Genomic DNA, 19,203 nt, shown 5'->3' with positions numbered 1-19,203 from the left:
CCAAGCGCCGATGCACCGCGCGCTCGTCGAGCCGATCCTTCTTGGCGGTGCGCCGCGTGCCGTTGCGATTGTGAACGGCACTGTGGCTGCCGCGCTCGGCCTCGGGCTTCAGCAGTGGATCTCGGGGCTCGTGCTGTGGGCCGTAGGTCACACGCTTGCCGTCTTCGCGGCGAAGCGCGACCCAGATTTCATGCCCGTGCTGGTGCGGCATCTCCGCCAGAAAGGCCATCTCTCATGCTGATGCTCCACGAGTATCGCCGCCGCGCGGACCGGCTTGCCGATCATCTGCCGTGGGCGGCGCTCGTCGCGCCGGGCGTCGTGCTGAACAAGGACGGCAGCTTTCAGCGCACGCTGCGCTTCCGCGGCCCTGACCTTGAAAGCGCGACCGAGGCCGAACTCGTCGCCGCCTGCGCGCGCGCGAACAATGTGCTGAAGCGCTTCGGCTCGGGCTGGGCGCTCCATATCGAGGCCGAGCGGCGCGAGGCAATGGGCTATCCGACGAGCGAATTTCCGGAAGCCGCGTCCTGGCTCGTCGATGAGGAACGGCGCGCCGCGTTCGAAACTACGGGCGCGCATTTTGAGAGCCGTTATTACCTGACGCTCACCTTCCTGCCGCCGCCCGATCAGGCGGACACGGCGGGCCGCGCGCTGATCGAGCACGGCGACCCGCAACAAGGCCGCGACTGGCGACGGGCGGTCGCCAACTTCATCGCCGAGACGACCCGCGCGCTGGACCTGTTCTCCGGTTTCATGCCCGAGGTGCGATCACTCGACGACAGCGAGACGCTGACTTACCTGCACGGCACCATTTCCGCGCGCCGCCATGTCGTCGCTGTACCCGAGACGCCAATGTATCTCGATGGGCTCCTCGCCGATACGTCGCTCACTGGCGGGCTCGAGCCGATGCTTGGAGCTGAGCATCTGCGGACGCTCACCATCCTCGGTTTTCCGAACCTCAGCCGTCCGGCGATCCTCGACGCGCTCAACCACGAGGCGTTCGGCTATCGCTGGGTGACGCGCTTCATCGCGCTCGACAAAACGGAAGCGACAAAAGTGCTGACCCGGCTGCGCCGCCAGTGGTTCAACAAGAGGAAGTCGGTCACGGCGCTGCTGCGCGAGGTGCTCTACAATCAGCCTGCGCAACTACTCGACAGCGACGCCGACAACAAAGTGGCGGATGCCGACCTCGCACTGCAGGCGCTCGGGGCGGATCATGTCAGCTTCGGCTTTCTGACCACGACGATCACGGTTGCAGATATTGACCGCACCCGCGTCGAGGAAAAGGTCCGCGCGGCGGAGCGCATCATTAATGGCCTTGGTTTCACGACGATCCGGGAAACCGTGAACGCGGTCGAGGCCTGGCTCGGATCGCTGCCGGGGCAGGTTTACGCCAATGTCCGCCAGCCGCTCGTCCACACGCTCAACCTTGCGCATCTGATGCCGCTGTCGTCGGTCTGGGCTGGGCCTTCGCGCAATGCGCACCTCGACGGCCCGCCGCTGCTTTATGCCGAGACCAGCGGCTCGACACCGTTCCGGCTGAGTACGCATGTCAGCGACGTCGGCCATATGCTCATCGTCGGGCCGACGGGTGCCGGCAAGTCGGTGTTGCTTGCGCTGCTGGCGCTGCAGTTCCGGCGTTATCCCGATGCTCAAATCTACATCTTCGACAAAGGCTGTTCTGCCCGTGCTGCAGTGCTGGCTTGCGGCGGCGCGCATCATGCGCTCGGACGTAGCGGCGAAGATGGCGAGGGCGGCTGCGCCATAGCGTTCCAGCCGCTTCGTCACATCGATCGCGCCGACGAGCGCGCGTGGGCCGCCGAATGGATCGGCGCGCTGCTCGCGCACGAAAAAGTGCTCATTACCCCCGAGGTGAAAGAAGCGGTCTGGTCGGCGCTCACCAATCTCGCCGCCGCGCCCGTCGAGGAACGCACGCTCACCGGCCTGTCGCTCCTGCTCCAGTTGGCAGCGCTGAGATCAGCGCTCGCGCCCTACACATTGGAGGGGCCGTTCGGCTGTCTGCTCGACGCCGCCGAAGACGATTTGCGCGTCGCCGACGTGCAGTGCTTCGAGACGGAAGCCTTGATGGGACGGGCGGGCGTGGTCGCGCCGGTGCTGACCTATCTGTTCCACCGGCTCGAAGACCGGTTCACGGGGCGGCCGACGCTGCTCATTCTCGACGAAGCCTGGGTGTTCCTCGACCATCCCGTGTTCGCCGCGCGCATCCGCGAGTGGCTGAAGGTGCTCAGGAAAAAGAATGTCAGCGTCGTCTTCGCAACGCAGTCGCTTGCCGACATTGCGGAATCGACAATCGCGCCTGCGATCATCGAGAGCTGTCCGCAGCGCATTTTCCTGCCGAACGACCGCGCGATCGAGCCGCAATCCCAGGCCGCCTATGCCCGGTTCGGGCTCAACGGGCGCCAAATCGAACTCGTCAGCCGCGCCGTGCCCAAGCGGCAATATTGTCTGCAATCGGCGCGCGGCAACCGGCTGTTTGAACTTGGCCTGGGGCCGATCGCGCTCGCGGTCTGCGGCGCGTCCGACCCTGAAAGTCAGAAGCGCATCGACGCCGTGCTTGCCGAGCACGGCTCCCACGACTTTGCCGCGCACTTTCTGCGCGCGTCCGGCCTCGGCTGGGCCGCCGACCTGCTTGCTGAATTCACGGAAACGAGACCCTGAAGGAGACCGTCATGAAATGCACTGTTGTCCGCGCTGCTTTGTCTGCATCGCTCGCGGCGGCGACGATCGTCTGGGCCGCAGTCCCGATGGCGCCCGCTTATGCGATCCCCGTCTTCGACAGCACCAACTATGCCCAGAATCTGCTCATCGCCGCGCGCACGCTCAGCCAGATCAACAATCAGATCCTGTCGCTGCAGAATGAAGCGAAGATGCTTCTGAACCAGGGCAAGAACCTCTCACGGATCGATTTCCCGCAGCTCGATGCGCTCCGCGAACGGCTCACGGACATCGACCGGCTGATGGGCGAGGCGCGGGGTATCGATTTCCGGATCGATCGCTTGGACGAGCGCTACCGCGAACTGTTTCCGGAAGAGTTCGGTGGCGTGTTCCGCCGCGACCAGCGCGCTGCCCGCGCGCGCGACCAACTCGACAGCGCTATGGCGGCGTTCCGGCAGACGATGGAGCTCCAGAACCGCATTGCCGACAATGTGAAACGCGACACCGAAGCGCTTGGCGAGATCGCGGCGCAAAGCCAGGGCGCCGAAGGCGCGTTGCAGGTCGCCCAGGCGACCAACCAGCTCCTCACGCTCGCCGCTAAGCAGCAGCTGCAGATCCAGCAGATGATGGCCGCGGAGTATCGCGGCCAGGCGATCGAGAAGGCGCGCGCCGGGCAGATCGCGCGCGAGGCGCGCGAATCCACGCGCCGTTTCCTCGGCGACGGCAAAGCGTACACGCCGCGCGATTGAGCTTGGGACCAGGGCAGGGCTGCTCCCCCAGCTCCCCCGGCCCGCCCTGGTCCCGTCGCGGGGCTCGGCAGATGTGCCCGCTGTCACGATGCCGGCCCCCGCGACACCAGGAGATTTGCAGACGTGGATGATCTGAACGTCATTGATGGATTCCTGGAGGCGTTCATCCTCTACATCGACAGCGGCTTCGGGCTGCTCGGCGGCGATGTCGGATTCCTGACCTCGATCCTGATCGGTATCGACATCACGCTTGCAGGTGTGTTCTGGGCTCTGGGCGGCGAAGACAATGTCATCGGGAAATTCCTCGCCAAGATCCTCTACGTCGGCGTCTTCGCGCTCATCATCAACAGCTTCTCCGCGCTATCCGACATCATCTTCCGCTCGTTCGCGGGCCTCGGGCTCACTGCGGGCGGCGGGGCGATCACAGCGGACGACCTTCTGCGCCCCGGACGCCTTGCCGGAACCGGCTTTGAAGCCGCGGCGCCGCTCCTTGCGCAGGCCGCAGACCTCGTTGGGCCGGTCGCGTTCTTCGAGAACTTCGTCGAGATCGCGGTGCTGATGATCGCCTGGATCATCGTCATCGCCGCCTTCTTCATCCTCGCGATCCAGCTCTTTGTCACCATCCTCGAGTTCAAGCTGACGAGCCTTGCGGGCTTCATCCTCGTGCCGTTCGCACTCTGGAACCGCACGGCGTTCCTCGCCGAGCGCATGCTCGGCCAGGTCGTGAGCTCGGGCATCAAGGTGATGGTGCTCGCCGTCATTGTCGGCATCGGTTCAGGCTATTTTGCCGAGTTCACAGGCGCGCTCACCGGCGATACGGTCAACATCGAGCAGGCGATGTCGTTGATGCTCGCGAGCCTTGCGATGTTCGGCCTTGCGATCTTCGGCCCCGGCATCGCCTCGGGCCTCGTTGCAGGCGCCCCCCAGCTTGGCGCGGGGTCCGCGATCACCACGACGGCGCTCGCCGCCGGCGGACTTGCAGCGGGCGGCGCGGGCGCGGCGGCAGCAACGCGCGGGTTGGCAAGTGCCGGCCTCGGCGCCGTCCGCGCAGGCACGTCAATGGGCGCGGCCGGGCACACCGCTTACAAGCTGGGCCAGGAGACCTCGGGCGCGGACACGGTGCGCGCGGGTCTCGGCGGTGTCGGCACGGCCCTCAAAGGCGCGGCGCTGCAGGGCGCGGATAAGGCGCTCGGGCTGAGGGCCGCCGTCGACGGAGGCAGAAAGGCTGCCTGGCAGGCCGGCGCGGGCCTGTCGCGTCCGCCGGCAACGCCTCAATCCGCCGAGCCGATGCCGGCCTGGGCGCAGCAGCTTCAGAGCGCGCAGTCTGCCCGTCACCGCCGCCAGATGGCGATCCACGCGATTCGAGACGGCGATCGCGGCGGCGGCGGGATCGCGCCGGACATCAAGGAAAAGGACTGAGCCATGCGATTCAGACGTGCTGTTGAGCGCTACGGAAAGACACCCGAGCCGGAGTCGCCGTATCAGAGGGCGGGGCAGCTCTGGGACGACCGGATCGGCGCCGCGCGCGTGCAAGCCCGAAACTGGCGATGGATGGCGTTCGGTGGACTGTTTCTCAGCTTTGGCCTGTCCGCCGCGCTCATCTGGCAATCGCTGCAGAGCCGTGTCGTGCCCTATGTGGTCGAGGTGGACGGGCTCGGCGCGGCGCGCAGCGTCGTCCCGGCGGAAACAGACTATAGCCCAACCGATCCCCAGATCGCCTGGCACCTCGGGCGTTTCATCGGCAACGTGCGCAGCCGGTCGCTCGATCCGGTGCTGATGCGCGAGAACTGGCTCTCGGCGTACGACTTCGCGGGCGAAGGCGCTTCGCGTTTTCTCGGCGAATATGCCCGCGCCGACAATCCGTTCGCCGAGGTCGGACGCCGTACCGTGTCGGTGCAGGTGACCAGCATCGTCCGTGCATCCGGCGACAGCTTCCGCGTCAATTGGACCGAGAACGAATATGAGCGCGGCGCCCTCACCGAAATCTCGCAGTGGACGGCGATGGTCACGGTCAGGATTCAGACGCCGCGCTCCGCCGATGTGCTGCGCAAGAACCCGCTCGGTCTTTACGTCGAGGCGATCGACTGGAGCCGCGAGCTCGATGCTGCGTCACATGCGCGTTCTTCGGCGTCGCACGCGAGGGACTCGGAGCGCGCTGATCTCACCGAAAACGTTATCCAGCGCGATGCCGATCTCGGCCTTGAGGCCCTGCCAAATGAAAGGAACGCCCGATGATCCCGATTCTCCTCATGTCGGCGAGCCTGACGGTTGCCGCAATGTCCGCTGCCGCTGCGCCCGCCGCCCACGTCGCGGCGGCGAACCAGGCGGCGCTCCGCGAACCGTCGCGTGCCGGATACGTCGATGCCGTGCAGGTCTATCCGTACACCGAAGGCGCGCTCTACCGGCTCTACGCCGCGCCGGAGCGCGTCAGCGACATCGCGTTGCAACCCGGAGAATCCATCACGTCCGTAGCCGCCGGCGATACGGTGCGCTGGACCGTGGGCGATACCACGAGCGGCAGCGGCGAGGTGAAGCGCGCGCACATTCTGGTGAAGCCGTTCAGTGCTGGCCTCTCCACCAATCTCGTCATTGCCACCGATCGGCGCGTCTACCGTCTGCAGCTTCTGAGCACCGCCGCGACCAGCATGGCGGCGATCAGCTGGACCTATCCCGCCGATGCTCTCCTCGCGCTCACGCGCAAGGCGGAGTCGGCGGAAGCGGCAAAGCCCGCAGCTGCAGGCGTCGCGGTCGAAAATCTCAACTTCGATTATGTCATCACAGGCGACAAACCGGCATGGCGGCCGATCCGCGCGTTCGACGATGGGCGGCAGACGTTCATCGCGTTTCCGCCCGACATCGCCGTCGGCGAGGCGCCGCCTTTGTTCATTCTCGGACCTGAGGGTGAGGCACAGCTCGTCAACTACCGTGTCGCTGGGCGCTATTATATCGTCGATCGGCTCTTCGGAGCGGCCGAACTCCGTCTGGGCGAGAAGGCGCAGCAGATCGTGCGCATCACCCGCGCCGAACCCGGGCGCCGTAAAGACCGGAGGGCGTCGTGACCAAGGAGGATACTGCTGAGGCGGCTTCGGGCGAGGCTACGCCAACCAAGACTGCCCCGGCGAAGGCTGATCCCGAGGCTTTGGTCATGCGTGCAGGCCCCGTCCGCGTGACGCGGTTTCGGCGCGGCGTGGTTATCGCTGTTGCTGCCGCTGGTTCAACGGCGCTCGCCAGTGTGGCGTGGTTTGCGCTCAAACCGCGGTCGTTCGAGCTCCCCGCGGAGCGGGAGCGGCCCGAGTTCATGGCAAATCCGCCCCCCGATGCGCTCGCGGGTGCCCCCACAAGCTACGGCGAAGTGCCGCAGCTTGGTGAGCCGCTGCTGGGCGATCTTGGGCGGCCCATTCTCAATCGGCGGCGTGAGCTGGAAATGTCCTCTCAGGAAACGATCGACGAGGCCGCAAGAGCCGCGGCGCAGGAGGCGGAGGCCGAGCGTCAACGCCTGGCGGCCGAGGAGCGCGCGGCGCGGACGTCGAGCGTGATGCTGCAGCTTGCGCGTGCATCTCCGACGGGCGTGACTGCGCTCAGCCTGGCGGGAACACCGGACGGCGGCGCAGTGAGTCCAGAAGATGGCATTCCGGCGCCCGATCCTGCCCGTGGCGATCCTAGTGGTCAGCAGCGCAAGGACGCGCTTGTCGGGCGTTCGGACAATGGCGACGACATCAACCCGCACAGATTGGTGCAACCGGCCTCGCCCTGGACGCTCCATGCCGGCAGCATCATATCGGCGAGCCTGATCACCGGCCTGAACTCTGACCTTCCGGGTCTTGTGACGGCGCAGGTGACGGAGAACGTCTATGATAGCGCGACCGGGCGGACGTTGCTGATACCGCAGGGATCGAGATTGATCGGCAGTTACGACAGCGTCGTTGCGTTCGGTCAGAGCCGCGTGCTTCTCGTATGGCAGCGCATCATCCTTCCCGACGGATCCTCGATCCGGATCGACAATGTTCCTGCCACCGATACTGAGGGTTACGCTGGGCTATCCGACCGGATCGACCGGCATACGTGGCAGCTCCTGAAGGGTGTCGCGCTCTCGACGCTGCTCGGGGTCGGAACGGAACTCGGCTGGGGCAGCGGAGAGAGCGATCTCGTGCGCGCGATCCGCGAGTCCACGCAGCAGGTAGGAAGCCGGGCAGGGGACGAGCTTGTCCGGCACAGTCTCGACGTGCAGCCGACCTTGCGCGTGCGGCCAGGCTGGCCGCTCCGTGTGGTCCTTCACAAGGATCTGATACTGCGGGAATGGAAGGGAGGCGTTCATGGCTGATCTTGCGCTTCCGAAGCTGCCCGACCGGACACCCGTCAAAATTACGATCGCCGTCACTCCGGAGTTACGGCAGACGCTGGACGATTATGCGGCAGTATATCGAAATGCTTATGGCGTTGATGAGCCCGTCACTGAACTCATTCCTCAAATGTTGATGCATTTCTTGTCGAAGGACCGGGCATTCAATCGAACCCGCGCTGGGCTGGTAAGAACACACACGTCATGACGGAGTTGAATGCTCAGTCCGACCGACTCCTGCGGCTCAAAGAGGTAAGCCGCAGGGTCGGACTCGGGAAGACGATGATCTACAATTTGATTGGTCAGGGCAGGTTTCCGGCGCCTTACAAGCTCACCCCCGCTGCAGCCCGTTGGAGTGAGCAGGAAATCATTGCCTGGATCGGGCTCGTGAAAGATGGGTTTGAGGGCAAGAAACGACGCGCCTGACGGTTTTGGATTACCGGGTTAAGAGCGGAAACCGGAAATCGCCAGGGACGGGGTCGGGAATCCGCCTGCGTGAATAGGCTCCCATGTCCCGTGCAGGACGCTCCAGGAGAACGGTCGGTGGAGGAAGATGTACTGTGAGCATGTCAGCCCAGATTTGCGCCAATTCCCGTCGTCTCGGCAGATAGGCGGCCCGATTATACGCGGACTCAACCTTTTCCTTGGGAACATGCGCCAGCATGAGATCGATGATCTTGCGATCATGTTCCTTGCCGTGTTGCTCTGCCCACTCGTTCATGATGGTCGAGAAGGCTGCACGAAATCCGTGAGGCACGTGGCGTCCGTGATAACCGGCGCGGTTGAGCAAATAGCCGATGGCATTCTCGCTCATCGGGTGGTGCGCATGGCGGGAACTTGGGAACACAAGCGGGCCCGTACCGGTCAATGGCCATATTGCGCTCAGAACGGCTACCGACTGATGTGCCAGCGGCACGAGGTGATCGCCGCCGATTTCTTCCTTTCTGTCCTGACCACCTTTCATACGAGACGCGGGAATCCGCCAGAGCGGGTTCCTTCCGTCCAGGTCTTCAAACTCGATCCAGCGGGCGCCTCTGATCTCGTTCGGACGAACGGCCGTGAGTGCAATAAAACGCAGGGCGAGGCGCGTGATCGGGCGCGCGTGGTCCTCTTCCGCGGCATTGAGCATGCGCTGTAGCTCGGCAAGGTCGGTAATGGCCGGCTGGCGGCCTTTCCTGAGCGGTTTCAGGACAACGCCGAGCCGTTCCGACGGATCATGCTGCGCAAATCCCTGGGCGATCGCATAGACGAAGGCGGCGGAAATGCGTTGCCGTACGCGTTTCGCCGTTTCCAGAGCGCCCCGGTCCTCGATCGTGCGCAAGACGTCAAGGACGAGCGGCGCGGATATTTCTGAGACAGGGAGCGGGCCAAGGGCGGGGAAGACATCCCGCTCCAGACTGCGGAGAACGTCGTCAGCATGCACGCGGGCCCACTGGGCCTTGGTGACGTCATGCCACTTTCTGGCGATACGCTCGAACGTGTTTTGGGCAGCCGCCAGATTCTCGTGAATCAGGAGCTTCTTGGCGATGACAGGATCTTTCCCCTGGGAAAGGATGGCGCGTGCATCATCCCGCCTCTCGCGGGCTTCGAGCAGGCTGACCACGGGGTAGGCGCCGAGCGCCATCGTTTTTTGCTTGCCGCCGTACTGGTAGCTCCAGCGCCAGAGCTTCCCACCCGAAGGCGTGACGAGAAGATAAAGTCGATTGCTGTCGGTGAGCTTGTACGCGTTCGCGCGCGGCTTTGCCGCCCGCAGTTTTGCGTCACTGAGCATGGTCTACCTCCGTACCACGTTTTCCTCGCGCCCGTACCACGTTGCGTACCACGCTCCGGGTCGGAGGCGTGCGAACGGCTACGGTTCGATCGACTCGCTAAGTGTTCGATTTCAGAGGAAAATTCGCAACCCTGGTGGACTGCTACGGCGTGCTACGGAAGGGGGTCTGGCGGAGAGGGTGGGATTCGAACCCACGGTACGGTTGCCCGCACAACGGTTTTCGAGACCGTCCCAATCGACCACTCTGGCACCTCTCCGCACCTGGTGGCGCCTTGCTTGGGGCAGGCGCCTGATCGACGAAAGCGGGCATATAGGCGAGGTGTCGGGGTCTTGCCAAGCCCGCAATCGTCGGTTTTGTCAGTTCAGCACCACTGTCTGGTTGCCGTTGCCGAGAATACGGTGTTCGGCGTGCCAGCGGACGGCGCGGGATAGCACGGAAGCTTCGACTTCACGGCCGATGGCGACCATTTCCTCGGCGGTCGTAGCATGGCTCACGCGGCGGACGTCCTGCTCGATGATGGGGCCTTCGTCGAGGTCGGCAGTTACGTAGTGGGCGGTGGCGCCGATCAGCTTCACGCCGCGTGCCTTGGCCTGGTGGTAGGGCTTCGCGCCCTTGAAGCTCGGCAGGAAGCTGTGGTGTATGTTGATGCAGCGGCCTTCAAGTTGGCCTGCGAAGTCGTCCGAGAGGATTTGCATGTAGCGCGCGAGCACCGTGAGTTCGGCGCCGCTCTCTTCGATGATCTCGAGGAAGCGCCGTTCCTGTGCGGCCTTGTCCGAGCGGTCGACGGGGAAGTGGTGGTAAGGGATGCCGTGCCACTCGACGCGTTTGCGCTCCTGCTCGTGATTCGAGACGACACAGACGATGCGTATGGGCAGGGCGCCGATCTCGACCTTGTGAAGGAGATCGACGAGGCAGTGGTTGAACTTCGAGACGGCGATGAGGACGGGCATCGGCTGGGCGATGTCGTGGACTTCCCAATCGAGCCCGAGTGCCGCGACGGCGGGGGCGATGTGCTGCGCGAGGTCTGCGGTGCGGGCGCTGTCGCTCGCCAGCTCCATGCGCGCGAAGAAGGTGGCCGTGTCCGGGTCGCCGTAGATGGCGGCTTCGCGGATGTCCCAGCCATTGCTGGTGAGAAGCGGGGCCAGGCCCGCGAGGATGCCGGGGCGATCGGGACTGCGGAAGCGCAGGACGCAGCGGGTTCGGTTGGGTTCGGTCATGAAGGATTTCCGATGAGGTGCAGGATGTATCCGGCGTAGCTCTGATCAGCGATGAGCAGGAACGCAGGCGCATCGCCCGTGCGTGCGATGAACATGCCGATGTCGCCGAAGCGGGTGCGGATGGCCGCGCCGGTCGGGAGGTGCTCGGGGCGAAGGTCAAGGGGCGTGAAGGCCGCAAGCCAGTCGCGGCCCGCAGGCCCTTCCAGGCGCAGCGAGAGGCGCCCGTGCGTCAGGTCGATCGCGAGGACGGTTTCATTGGGAAGCGCGGCTTCCGCGCGGGTCAGCGCGGCGGCAACGCCGTCCGACGTGCCTGTGAGCAGCCATTCGCCGGGCGCGACCGCGGAAAGCGCGATGTCGCCGTTGCTGGTGAAGCGGTTCGGAGCGGGTGCGCCGAGACCGAGCGCCGAGGCGAGCTGCTGCGGGGCGCCTTCCGCCCCGGTGATCTGGATCTTGGCGACGGCGAGGTCCGCATCGATGCGGCACCAATCCGGCATCAGGGGTTCAGGCATCGAGCCGGGCTCCTTCGGGGTCATAGCGGCAGAGGCCGGTGATGCGCGCCTCGCGCCACGTGCCGAGGTCCCAGACGCGCACGGTTTCGCCCATCCGCTCCTGCCCGCGTTCGATCAGGGCGAACGCAAGCGGCGCATTGAGTGTCGGCGACCATGTGCTCGACGTGACCCAGCCCTGGCTTGGCTGCTCGCCGGCAGCCGTCGCCGGAAGTACGTGCGCGCCGGTGGCGAGCGGGACGCTCTTGCCGTCCGTGATCTCAAGACCCACGAGACTGCGCCGGTCGTCCCTCATCCCGTCAGGGCGGAGTGCCGATCGGCGGCCGACGAAATCCTGCTTCTTCTTTTGCATGATGCCGCCAAAACCGATGTCCTGCGGGAGCGTGGTCCCATCGGTATCGGAGCCGACGTGCAGGAAGCCCTTCTCGATGCGCATTGTCATCAGCGCTTCGACGCCGAACGGGGTCATGCCGTGAGGGGCTCCGGCTTCGACCAGCGCTGTCCAGAGCCTCCCGGCATCGCGCCACGGCACGGCGATTTCGTAGGAGAGTTCGCCCGTGAAGCTGACGCGGGCGATGCGTGCGGGGAGGCTGCAGACATGCCCCGTGCGCGCGCTCATATGCGGGAAGGCCGTGCTGGAGATATCCATGTCCGGTTCAAGCGCGGAGAGCACGTCGCGCGCCTTCGGCCCGGCGATGTTCGCGACCGCCCAGCAGGTGGTAACATCCTCGACGAGCACCTGCATCGTGATCCATTCGCATTGCAGCCATTCGCGGAAGGCTTCCGCCACGGCCGCTGCGTGGCCGCTCGTTGTGCCGCCAAGGAAGTGGTCGTCCGCCAACCGCGTGACGACGCCGTCGTCGAACACCGTGCCGTTCTCGGTCAGCATGATCGCGTATCGGCAACGGCCGGGTTTCAGCGTGCTGATCGTGTTCACGTACATACGATCGAGGAACGCAGCGGCGTCGGGGCCTTTCACCTCGACCTTGCCGAGCGGGGAGGCTTCGAACAGGCCGACGCTGCTGCGCACGGCCAGAACCTCGCGGCGGACGGCCGTTTCCTCGCCCTCGCTGGAGCGCGGGTAGGCGGCGGGACGCATCCATCCGCCGTATTCGTCCAGCGCCGCGCCGTGTTCGGTGTGCCAGTCGTGGAGCGCGAGCCGGCGGCGCGGGCGCAGGCCTTCGCCGACGCGGTGCCCGGCGAACACGCCGAACGGTGTCGGATCGTAGGGCGGCCGGAACTTCGTGGTGCCGATCGCCTGCATCGGCTTGTCCAGCACTGTGCTGAGGATGCCGATGCCGTTTACGTTCGAGGTCTTGCCCTGATCGGAGGCCATGCCGAGCGTCGTGTAGCGCTTTAGATGCTCGACAGAGCGGAAGTTCTCGCGCGCGGCGAGCGCCACGTCTCCGGCGGTCACGTCGTTCTGGAAATCGACCCACGCCTCGGGATCGGGCGCGCCGCTTTCGGAGATCGACCACAGCGCTGGGATCGGGGAGGGGGGTGCGAAATCGCCCGCTGCGCCGCCGACGCTTCGATGTCCCGCCGCGGCGATGGGCGTGAAGCTGTGAAGATTGGCATCGAGCGCCAATCGGCCCGCGCCGTGCGAATGCAGGTGCACGGCGGGATTCCAGCCGCCCGAAACGAGCAGCGTGTCGCAGCGAAGCTTCTGCGTGGCGCCTCCGATATGTCCGCCCTCTGATACGCGCCCGATCCGCACGCCGCGCAGCGCCCGTCCGCCGAGCGCGGCGGCCGGGGCCGTGCCGCTATGGACCGGGATGCCGAGGCTCTGCGCGCGTTCGATCAGCACAGTGGGCGGCGCATTGCGTGCATCGACGATGGCAACCAGATGCGCGCCCGCGTCGGCCAGATCGAAAGCCGCCTGCCATGCGCTGTCGTTGTTGGTTGCAACCACAATCCGCCGCCCGGCGACGACGCCGTAGCGATGCAGATAGGCGCGCGCCGCGCCTGCGAGCATCACGCCGGGGCGGTCGTTGCCCCGGAATACGAGCGGGCGTTCGATCGCGCCGGTTGCAAGGATCAGTTCATCGGTGCGAACCCGCCACAGCCGCTGGCGCGGGCCGCTGCGTTGCTCCAGCGGCAGGTGGTCGGTCAGGCGTTCGCACAGCGCGACCATGCCGTGGTCGTAGTGTCCCGTGGCAAGCGTCCGCGCCATCAGCGTGATGTTGGGCATCGCGGCGAGCGTTTGCAGCGTATCTTCGATCCAGACGCGCGCGGGCTTGCCTTCGATCGTGTCGCTGGTTGCGGCAAGCCTGCCGCCCCAATGCGCGCCGCCCGTCACCAGCATCACGGATTTTCCGGTCTGCGCCGCCTGCAGCGCTGCCGAAAGCCCGGCGATACCGCCGCCCACGACGAGAACATCGGTATGCGCCGAGGTCTGCGTGTAAACATCCGGATCGGGGAGCGTCGGCGACGTGCCGAGGCCCGCCGCCTTGCGAATCGAGGGCTCGAACAGCAGCCAGTCTGGCCACATGAAGGTCTTGTAGTAGAATGCCGCCGGGATGAAGCGCTTCACGAGGCCGTTCACCGCGAGCAGATCGAAGCCGAGGCTGGGCCACGCATTCACCGGGTTGGCGCTCAGCCCATCGTAAAGGTCTATATAGGGCGCCTTGAGGTTCGGGATCGTCTGCGCGCCCTGTTCGAGCTGGACGATCGCGTTCGGCTCGTCGAGCCCCGCCGCGATGAGACCGCGCGGGCGGTGGTATTTGAAACTGCGCCCCATCATGCGCACGCCGCTCGCGAGCAGCGCGGAGGCGAGTGTATCGCCTGCGAAGCCCGAATAGTTTCTGCCTTCCCATTGGAAGGTGATGGGCCGTGTGCGGTCTATGTCGCCGCCGTGGCCGAGCCGATAGCCGCTCATGCCTCGTTCTCCAGCGTCGGGCGCGGATCGGTCATGCCGTAAACGGCGAGGATACGATGCGAGACGGTATCGCGCGCGATGTTGAACCAGAGGCCGCAGCCGTAGCGGTGGTGCCAGCGTTCGAAGCCGATGCCTTTCACGTTGTCGCGGAAAAACATGTAGTCCGCCCACGCCGTATCGTCGGTCGCGGCCGGTTCGGCGGGGCGAACGATCGGGCTTTCGCCGCCGCAGCGGAATTCGTTTTCGGCGCGCGCGCCACACCAGGGACAATCGATCAGCAGCATGGAAGCCTCAATGCGCAATGCCGGAGGCAGCGGCTTCATCGATCAGCGCGCCGGTCCGGAAACGGTCGAGTGAGAAGGCGGCGACAAGCGGGTGCGCCTCGCCGGTGGCGATATTGTGGGCAAAACAGAAGCCCCCGCCGGGAATCGCCTTGAAGCCGCCGGTGCCCCATCCGCAATTGAGGTACAGGCCCTTCACCGGGCTTTCACCGAGGATGGGTGTCGAATCCTGAACGACATCGACGATGCCTGCCCACTGCCGGAGCAGCCGGACACGCGAGAAGTGCGGGAACAGGTCTATGAGACCCGCCGCCGTCTGTTCGAGCACGGGGAGGCTGCCGCGCTGGGCATAGGACGGGAACAGATCGAGCGCGCTTCCCACCACGATCTCGCCCTTGTCGGACTGGCTGAGGTAGGTGCCGGTGGAGGGGGCGAGCACGACGGTATCGAGCACCGGTTTCATGGGTTCCGACACGAACGCCTGCAGCGCATAGGACACGATCGGCAGGCGGAAGCCCGCGCGCGCCGCCATCACGCTGCTGTGTCCGGCGACGGCAAGGCCGACGCGATCCACGGCGATATCGCCGAGCGACGTCTCGACGCCCCTGATGCGGCCTTCGCGAATGTCGAAGCCGGTGACATCGCAGTTCTGGATGATATCGACGCCAAGCGCATCGGCTGCGCGGGCATAGCCCCATGCGACCGCATCATGGCGCGCCGTGCCGCCGCGCGGCTGCAGCAAACCGGCGAGGATCGGGAAGCGGCCGGAGCGGCTGAGGCCCGGGATGCGCCGAAACACCTCTTCGCCTTCGTGATACTCGGCGTCGGCCCCGTTCAGCCGCATGGCATTCACCGAGCGGCGCAGCATCTCGATCCCGTGGCGGTCGTGCGCGAAGCTCCACATGCCGCGCCGCGAGAACATGACGTTGTAATTGAGTTCGCGGGACAGGCCTTCGTAGAGCGACAGCGAGAAATCGTAAAAGCGCGTGCTTTCCGGGAAGAAATAGTTGGAGCGGATCACGGTGGTGTTGCGGCCCGTGTTGCCCCCGCCGATCCAGCCGCGCTCCAGCACCGCGATGTCGCGCAGGCCGTGTTTGCTGGCGAGATAATACGCCGTCGCGAGGCCATGGCCGCCGCCGCCGATGATGACGGCCTGGTAGCGCTTCTTGGGTTTCGCGTCGCGCCAGGCGGGCGTCCACGTCCGCTGCCCGGAGAGGCCTGCGCGCAGCAGCGACCACGCCGAATATCGTGTCATCTGCCCGTTGCTCCCCGCCTGCTTCTCATCCTGGCGCGAGAGTTACATACACTTCTGTTTGGAATCAATACGCGAAACATACGAAAAGCAAATGAACGCCATCTCCGAAAGCTCATGCTCTCGGACTCAAGATACAGTGCTGCACTGCGATGGGTTAGCCGGCAGCCTTGCGACCCGCGCGCTTGGCGGCAGGCTGTTCACTCACCAGCTGGTCGAGCGTCTTCAGCAGGTTTGCCGTGGGTTCGCGGCCGGTCAGTACGCGGTAGTAGAGCGGCACGAGGCGGAGCCGCTCGGCATTGGGCTCGCGGAAACCGAGCGCGTAATAGCCGATCTGGTGGAAGTGCGTGATGCGCGCGCGGACAAGGCTTTCGTCGGTGTCGTAGCCGCTCTTCTCGAACAGTTCCTGAAGCAGCGCGATCCACGCCGTATCGGCACGCTCCACCGCTTCGGCCACATCGGTGCTTTTGCGCGCCCATGCGCGGACCGCAACGTCGAAGGAGGGGAACGCGGGGTCCGCTTCCAGCCAACTCGCCACGACCTCGGTAAGATCGGGCGCGGTCTTCGCCCAGCGCGCACGGATCTGGGCAATCTCGAAATAATTGCGGGCTTCCCAGTCCGTAAGCAGCGCATCCAGTAGGTCTTTGCGATGCTGGAAGTGCCAGTAGAAGCTGCCGCGCGTTACGCGCATCTGCTTTGCCAGTCGATCAACCTTCACATCGTCGACACTGCGTCCCACAAGCGTCTTGCGCGCGCTTGCGATCCAGTCCTCACGGGTGAGACGGCGCGTTGCGCGCGCCTTGGGCGTAACGGTCATAGGCAGAAGCGATGCGCGTTGCGGAACGGATTGTCCAGTGCTTCCGTGCCGCTGCGGGGCCTCACACCCAGCCGGCGGTCTGCGCGACCACCCACAGGCCGATCGCGAGGAACAGCAGCGCGGCGGTGATGTGAACGGCGCGCATCGGTACACGGCGGATGAGCGCATCGCCAAGGAACACCGCGGGTACGTTCGCGATCATCATGCCGAGCGTCGTGCCCATCGTCACCAGGATCACGTTCTCGAAACGCGCGCCGAGCGCGACCGTGGCGATCTGCGTCTTGTCGCCCATCTCGACGAGGAAAAAGGCGATGAGCGTGGTGAGGAACGCGCCGAAGCGGGCGGGCTTGTCTTCCACATCATCGAGCTTGTCGGGGATCAGCGTCCAGAGCGCCATGGCGATGAACGAGGCGCCGACGGCATAGCGGAACCATGTGCCTTCAAGGATCGAGGCAACCTGGCTGCCGACGAGCGCCGCGAGGAAATGGTTGGCGATCGTGGCGGCGAAAATGCCCGCGATGATCGGCATCGGGCGCTTGAAGCGGGCGGCAAGCACGATGGCGAGGAGCTGGGTCTTGTCACCGATCTCGGCGAGCGCGACCACGACGGTCGAAACGAACAGGGCTTCCAAGGTTTATCTCCGGGTCGGGCAGTACGCGAATCCAACGACATCGCCTCCCCCGCCCGACCGGACAGGGAAGCGACGTCATTGGTCTCGCCCGAACGGTGGTCCCGTTCCCCTCGCACCATGGCCTCTCGACCAAGTATGTTGACGCGAAGGCCCGTCCGCAGACGGCTGGCTACTCCCCAGATGACGCTGTGCTGCTAGCCCGCTTTGCGCGCGGACGCAAGGCTTTCGGCCTCTTATTCGGCGGCAGGCTGGGCCGCGGTCCCCGGGCCCGCGGGTGTGCGATAGAGCAGCGTGACGCTGATGCGCCGGTTGCGCGGATCGTAGGGGTTCGCCTTGTTGAAGGGCTCGCGGTCGGCGACGCCTTCAAGGCGCGAGAAGCGCGTCGGGTCGACACCGGCGGCGGCGAGCGCGGCGCGCGTCGCTTCGGCGCGCTGCGCGGAAAGCACCCAGTTGTTCATGCCGCCCGAAGGTCCGCCGAGCGAGCCGCCGGCATAGGGCAGGCTGTCAGTGTGGCCGCGCATGGCGATCGGATTCGGCATCGTCTGTACGGCCGTGGCGACGGCGCGCACGAGATCGGCGGCCTGCGGCGAAAGCCGGTTGGTACCGACGGCGAACATTGAGAAGTCAGCCTCGTCGAGGATATCGATGCGGAGGCCCTCCTGCGTTACCGACAGCCGGAGCTGGTCACGCAGCTGCGCGAGGTTCTTGTCGCTTGCCATGCGCTTTTCGAGCGCTTCGGCAGCGGCCTCGAAGCGTTTCACGTCTTCCTTCTGCAACTGGTCCGCCGCTGCGCGTTCCTCGGGCGTCGGCGGCGTCACGCGCGAAAAGCTGGTGACGGGCATCAGGCGCTGGGAGCCCTTCGGTACGGCGTTCGGCGCATTTCCATCGGGCGCGAGCATGGCGCGGCCGCCCATCACGCCGTTGGAACCGCCCGCCTTGGTGTGCTGGACGAGCGTGGGCGAGAAATAGTCGGCGATGCCCTTGCGCTGATCTTCGTTGGTTGCGCCGACGATCCACAGCAGCAGGAAGAACGCCATCATCGCGGTCACGAAGTCGGCATAGGCCACCTTCCATGCGCCGCCGTGGTGGCCGCCGTGGCCTTCGATGGTGATCTTCTTGATGATGATCGGCGGCGGGACTTCCGCTTCGGCGACGAGCGGTTTGATCGGTTCTGCGCTCATCGGCCGCGAAGCCCGTCAAACACCTCGGCGAAGCCCGGCTGGTTCTTGCTGCTGATGCTGGTGCGCGCGGCCTCGATGACCATCGCGGGCGCATTGCCGTGCAGCGAGGAGATGATGATCGCCTTGGCGACGTGGTAGATTTCGCCGTCTTCCTCCAGGATCTGCTCCAGCCGGTTCGCCATCGGCGAGACGATGCCGTAGGCGAGCAGCACGCCGAGGAAGGTGCCGACGAGCGCCGAGCCGATCATGCCGCCGAGAACGGCGGGCGGCTGGTCGATCGAGCCCATGGTCTTCACGACGCCGAGCACAGCCGCGACGATGCCAAGCGCGGGGAGGGCGTCACCGGTGGATTGCAGCACCTTCACCGGCTTCATGGCGGTGTGGTGGTGTGTCTTGAGCGCATTGTCCATGATCTCTTCGACGGCATGCACATTGAGCGTGCCGGACGAGACGACGACGAGACGGATCGCGTCGGCCATGAAGTCGATGAGGAAATGGTCTTTCAACAGCTTCGGATAATCCGCGAAGATGCTGCTCGATTTCGGATCCTCGATGTGCGCTTCCATGGCGACCGGGCCATCGGTCTTCATGGTCTTCATCAGCTTGGACGCGAGGAAGATCGTATCGAGATAATCTTTCCTGTTGTAGGTCGTGCCCTTGAAAATCTTGCCGATGCCGCCGCCGACCTGCTTCAGAATGCCGAAGCTGTTTCCGAGCAGGAGCGAGCCTGCCGCCGCGCCGCCGATGATGAGCATCTCGTGCGGAATTGCGTGCATGACCGGCTCGAGATTGCCGCCAGTGATCGCGAAACCACCGAAAACCATCGCGAAAAGGACAATGAGGCCGATCGCAGCGAACATCTAACGCACAACTCCATTGCCTGGCGGCACCGCAGGATCCTCGCCCG

Annotated in this window: 19 protein-coding genes, 1 tRNA gene and 1 riboswitch; of the genes, 9 read left to right on the top strand and 11 right to left on the bottom strand. The window is 65.3% G+C overall.

From position 1 onward, the window contains the following. Positions 1-10: 10 nt before the first annotated feature. From DFR51_RS14545 to DFR51_RS14505, 9 genes are all read left to right on the top strand, one after another. Positions 11-241, top strand: coding sequence for a VirB3 family type IV secretion system protein (locus DFR51_RS14545; protein ID WP_121052551.1), 231 nt, complete (start codon positions 11-13; stop codon positions 239-241). Continuing rightward, positions 235-2,676 (top strand): conjugal transfer protein TrbE, encoded by a 2,442-nt coding sequence (trbE, locus tag DFR51_RS14540; protein ID WP_121052407.1) that lies wholly within the window; start codon positions 235-237, stop codon positions 2,674-2,676. The genes DFR51_RS14545 and trbE overlap by 7 nt, the downstream gene beginning before the upstream one ends. 11 nt (positions 2,677-2,687) lie before the next feature. Further along, on the top strand, positions 2,688-3,422 hold the full coding sequence (gene trbJ / locus DFR51_RS14535) for a P-type conjugative transfer protein TrbJ (RefSeq protein WP_121052405.1): 735 nt from the start codon (positions 2,688-2,690) through the stop codon (positions 3,420-3,422). Positions 3,423-3,545: 123 nt separating this feature from the next. Next, positions 3,546-4,841: a P-type conjugative transfer protein TrbL gene (gene trbL, locus DFR51_RS14530; protein ID WP_121052403.1), complete on the top strand. Its 1,296-nt coding sequence runs from the start codon at positions 3,546-3,548 to the stop codon at positions 4,839-4,841. 3 nt (positions 4,842-4,844) lie between these two features. Next, positions 4,845-5,657 (top strand): conjugal transfer protein TrbF, encoded by an 813-nt coding sequence (gene trbF, locus DFR51_RS14525; RefSeq protein ID WP_121052401.1) that lies wholly within the window; start codon positions 4,845-4,847, stop codon positions 5,655-5,657. Further along, positions 5,654-6,481 carry a P-type conjugative transfer protein TrbG gene (gene trbG, locus DFR51_RS14520; RefSeq protein WP_121052399.1) on the top strand — a complete coding sequence of 276 codons (828 nt, stop codon included), beginning with the start codon at positions 5,654-5,656 and terminating at the stop codon, positions 6,479-6,481. The genes trbF and trbG overlap by 4 nt, the downstream gene beginning before the upstream one ends. Next, on the top strand, positions 6,478-7,743 hold the full coding sequence (locus DFR51_RS14515; RefSeq protein ID WP_338068328.1) for a TraB/TrbI/VirB10 family type IV secretion system protein: 1,266 nt from the start codon (positions 6,478-6,480) through the stop codon (positions 7,741-7,743). The genes trbG and DFR51_RS14515 overlap by 4 nt, the downstream gene beginning before the upstream one ends. Continuing rightward, entirely contained in the window at positions 7,736-7,969 is a 234-nt protein-coding gene (locus tag DFR51_RS14510) for a DUF2274 domain-containing protein (RefSeq protein ID WP_121052397.1), read from the top strand. The genes DFR51_RS14515 and DFR51_RS14510 overlap by 8 nt, the downstream gene beginning before the upstream one ends. Beyond that, a complete protein-coding gene (locus DFR51_RS14505) occupies positions 7,966-8,187 on the top strand; it encodes a helix-turn-helix transcriptional regulator (RefSeq protein WP_121052395.1) in 222 nt (73 codons plus the stop codon). The genes DFR51_RS14510 and DFR51_RS14505 overlap by 4 nt, the downstream gene beginning before the upstream one ends. A 10-nt stretch (positions 8,188-8,197) precedes the next feature. On the opposite strand, the gene DFR51_RS14500 is transcribed toward DFR51_RS14505, so the two are convergent. The 11 genes from DFR51_RS14500 to motA form a co-directional block, all read right to left on the bottom strand. After that, a complete protein-coding gene (locus tag DFR51_RS14500; RefSeq protein ID WP_121052393.1) occupies positions 8,198-9,532 on the bottom strand; it encodes a tyrosine-type recombinase/integrase in 1,335 nt (444 codons plus the stop codon). Positions 9,533-9,699: 167 nt separating this feature from the next. Beyond that, positions 9,700-9,789 (bottom strand) — tRNA-Ser (locus tag DFR51_RS14495). 100 nt (positions 9,790-9,889) lie between these two features. Continuing rightward, positions 9,890-10,750 (bottom strand): formyltetrahydrofolate deformylase, encoded by an 861-nt coding sequence (gene purU, locus DFR51_RS14490; RefSeq protein ID WP_121052391.1) that lies wholly within the window; start codon positions 10,748-10,750, stop codon positions 9,890-9,892. Next, positions 10,747-11,259 (bottom strand): sarcosine oxidase subunit gamma, encoded by a 513-nt coding sequence (locus DFR51_RS14485; RefSeq protein WP_160119299.1) that lies wholly within the window; start codon positions 11,257-11,259, stop codon positions 10,747-10,749. Before DFR51_RS14485 ends, purU begins: the two co-directional genes overlap by 4 nt. Beyond that, complete coding sequence (locus DFR51_RS14480; protein WP_121052387.1) at positions 11,252-14,134, bottom strand: 2Fe-2S iron-sulfur cluster-binding protein; 2,883 nt, start codon at positions 14,132-14,134, stop codon at positions 11,252-11,254. The genes DFR51_RS14485 and DFR51_RS14480 overlap by 8 nt, the downstream gene beginning before the upstream one ends. After that, on the bottom strand, positions 14,131-14,418 hold the full coding sequence (locus tag DFR51_RS14475) for a sarcosine oxidase subunit delta (RefSeq protein ID WP_121052385.1): 288 nt from the start codon (positions 14,416-14,418) through the stop codon (positions 14,131-14,133). Before DFR51_RS14475 ends, DFR51_RS14480 begins: the two co-directional genes overlap by 4 nt. Positions 14,419-14,425: 7 nt before the next feature. Then, positions 14,426-15,670, bottom strand: coding sequence for a sarcosine oxidase subunit beta family protein (locus DFR51_RS14470; protein ID WP_121052383.1), 1,245 nt, complete (start codon positions 15,668-15,670; stop codon positions 14,426-14,428). Positions 15,671-15,824: 154 nt separating this feature from the next. Beyond that, the gene (locus DFR51_RS14465; protein WP_121052381.1) at positions 15,825-16,484 is read right to left on the bottom strand and encodes a TetR/AcrR family transcriptional regulator; all 660 of its coding nucleotides are present in this window, start codon (positions 16,482-16,484) and stop codon (positions 15,825-15,827) included. Between the two features lie 61 nt (positions 16,485-16,545). Then, positions 16,546-17,115 carry a TMEM165/GDT1 family protein gene (locus tag DFR51_RS14460; RefSeq protein ID WP_121052379.1) on the bottom strand — a complete coding sequence of 190 codons (570 nt, stop codon included), beginning with the start codon at positions 17,113-17,115 and terminating at the stop codon, positions 16,546-16,548. Positions 17,116-17,126: 11 nt separating this feature from the next. Beyond that, a riboswitch (yybP-ykoY riboswitch) is annotated at positions 17,127-17,306 on the bottom strand. A gap of 42 nt (positions 17,307-17,348) precedes the next feature. Next, a complete protein-coding gene (locus DFR51_RS14455) occupies positions 17,349-18,296 on the bottom strand; it encodes a flagellar motor protein MotB (RefSeq protein WP_121052377.1) in 948 nt (315 codons plus the stop codon). Then, entirely contained in the window at positions 18,293-19,156 is an 864-nt protein-coding gene (gene motA / locus DFR51_RS14450; RefSeq protein WP_121052375.1) for a flagellar motor stator protein MotA, read from the bottom strand. Before motA ends, DFR51_RS14455 begins: the two co-directional genes overlap by 4 nt. Between the last annotated feature and the right edge of the window lie 47 nt (positions 19,157-19,203).

The organism is Sphingosinicella microcystinivorans (assembly GCF_003634215.1).
GTDB lineage: Bacteria > Pseudomonadota > Alphaproteobacteria > Sphingomonadales > Sphingomonadaceae > Sphingosinicella > Sphingosinicella microcystinivorans.
The sequence above is the reverse complement of the archived record's forward strand: the minus strand, read 5'-3'. Positions and strand labels throughout refer to the sequence as shown.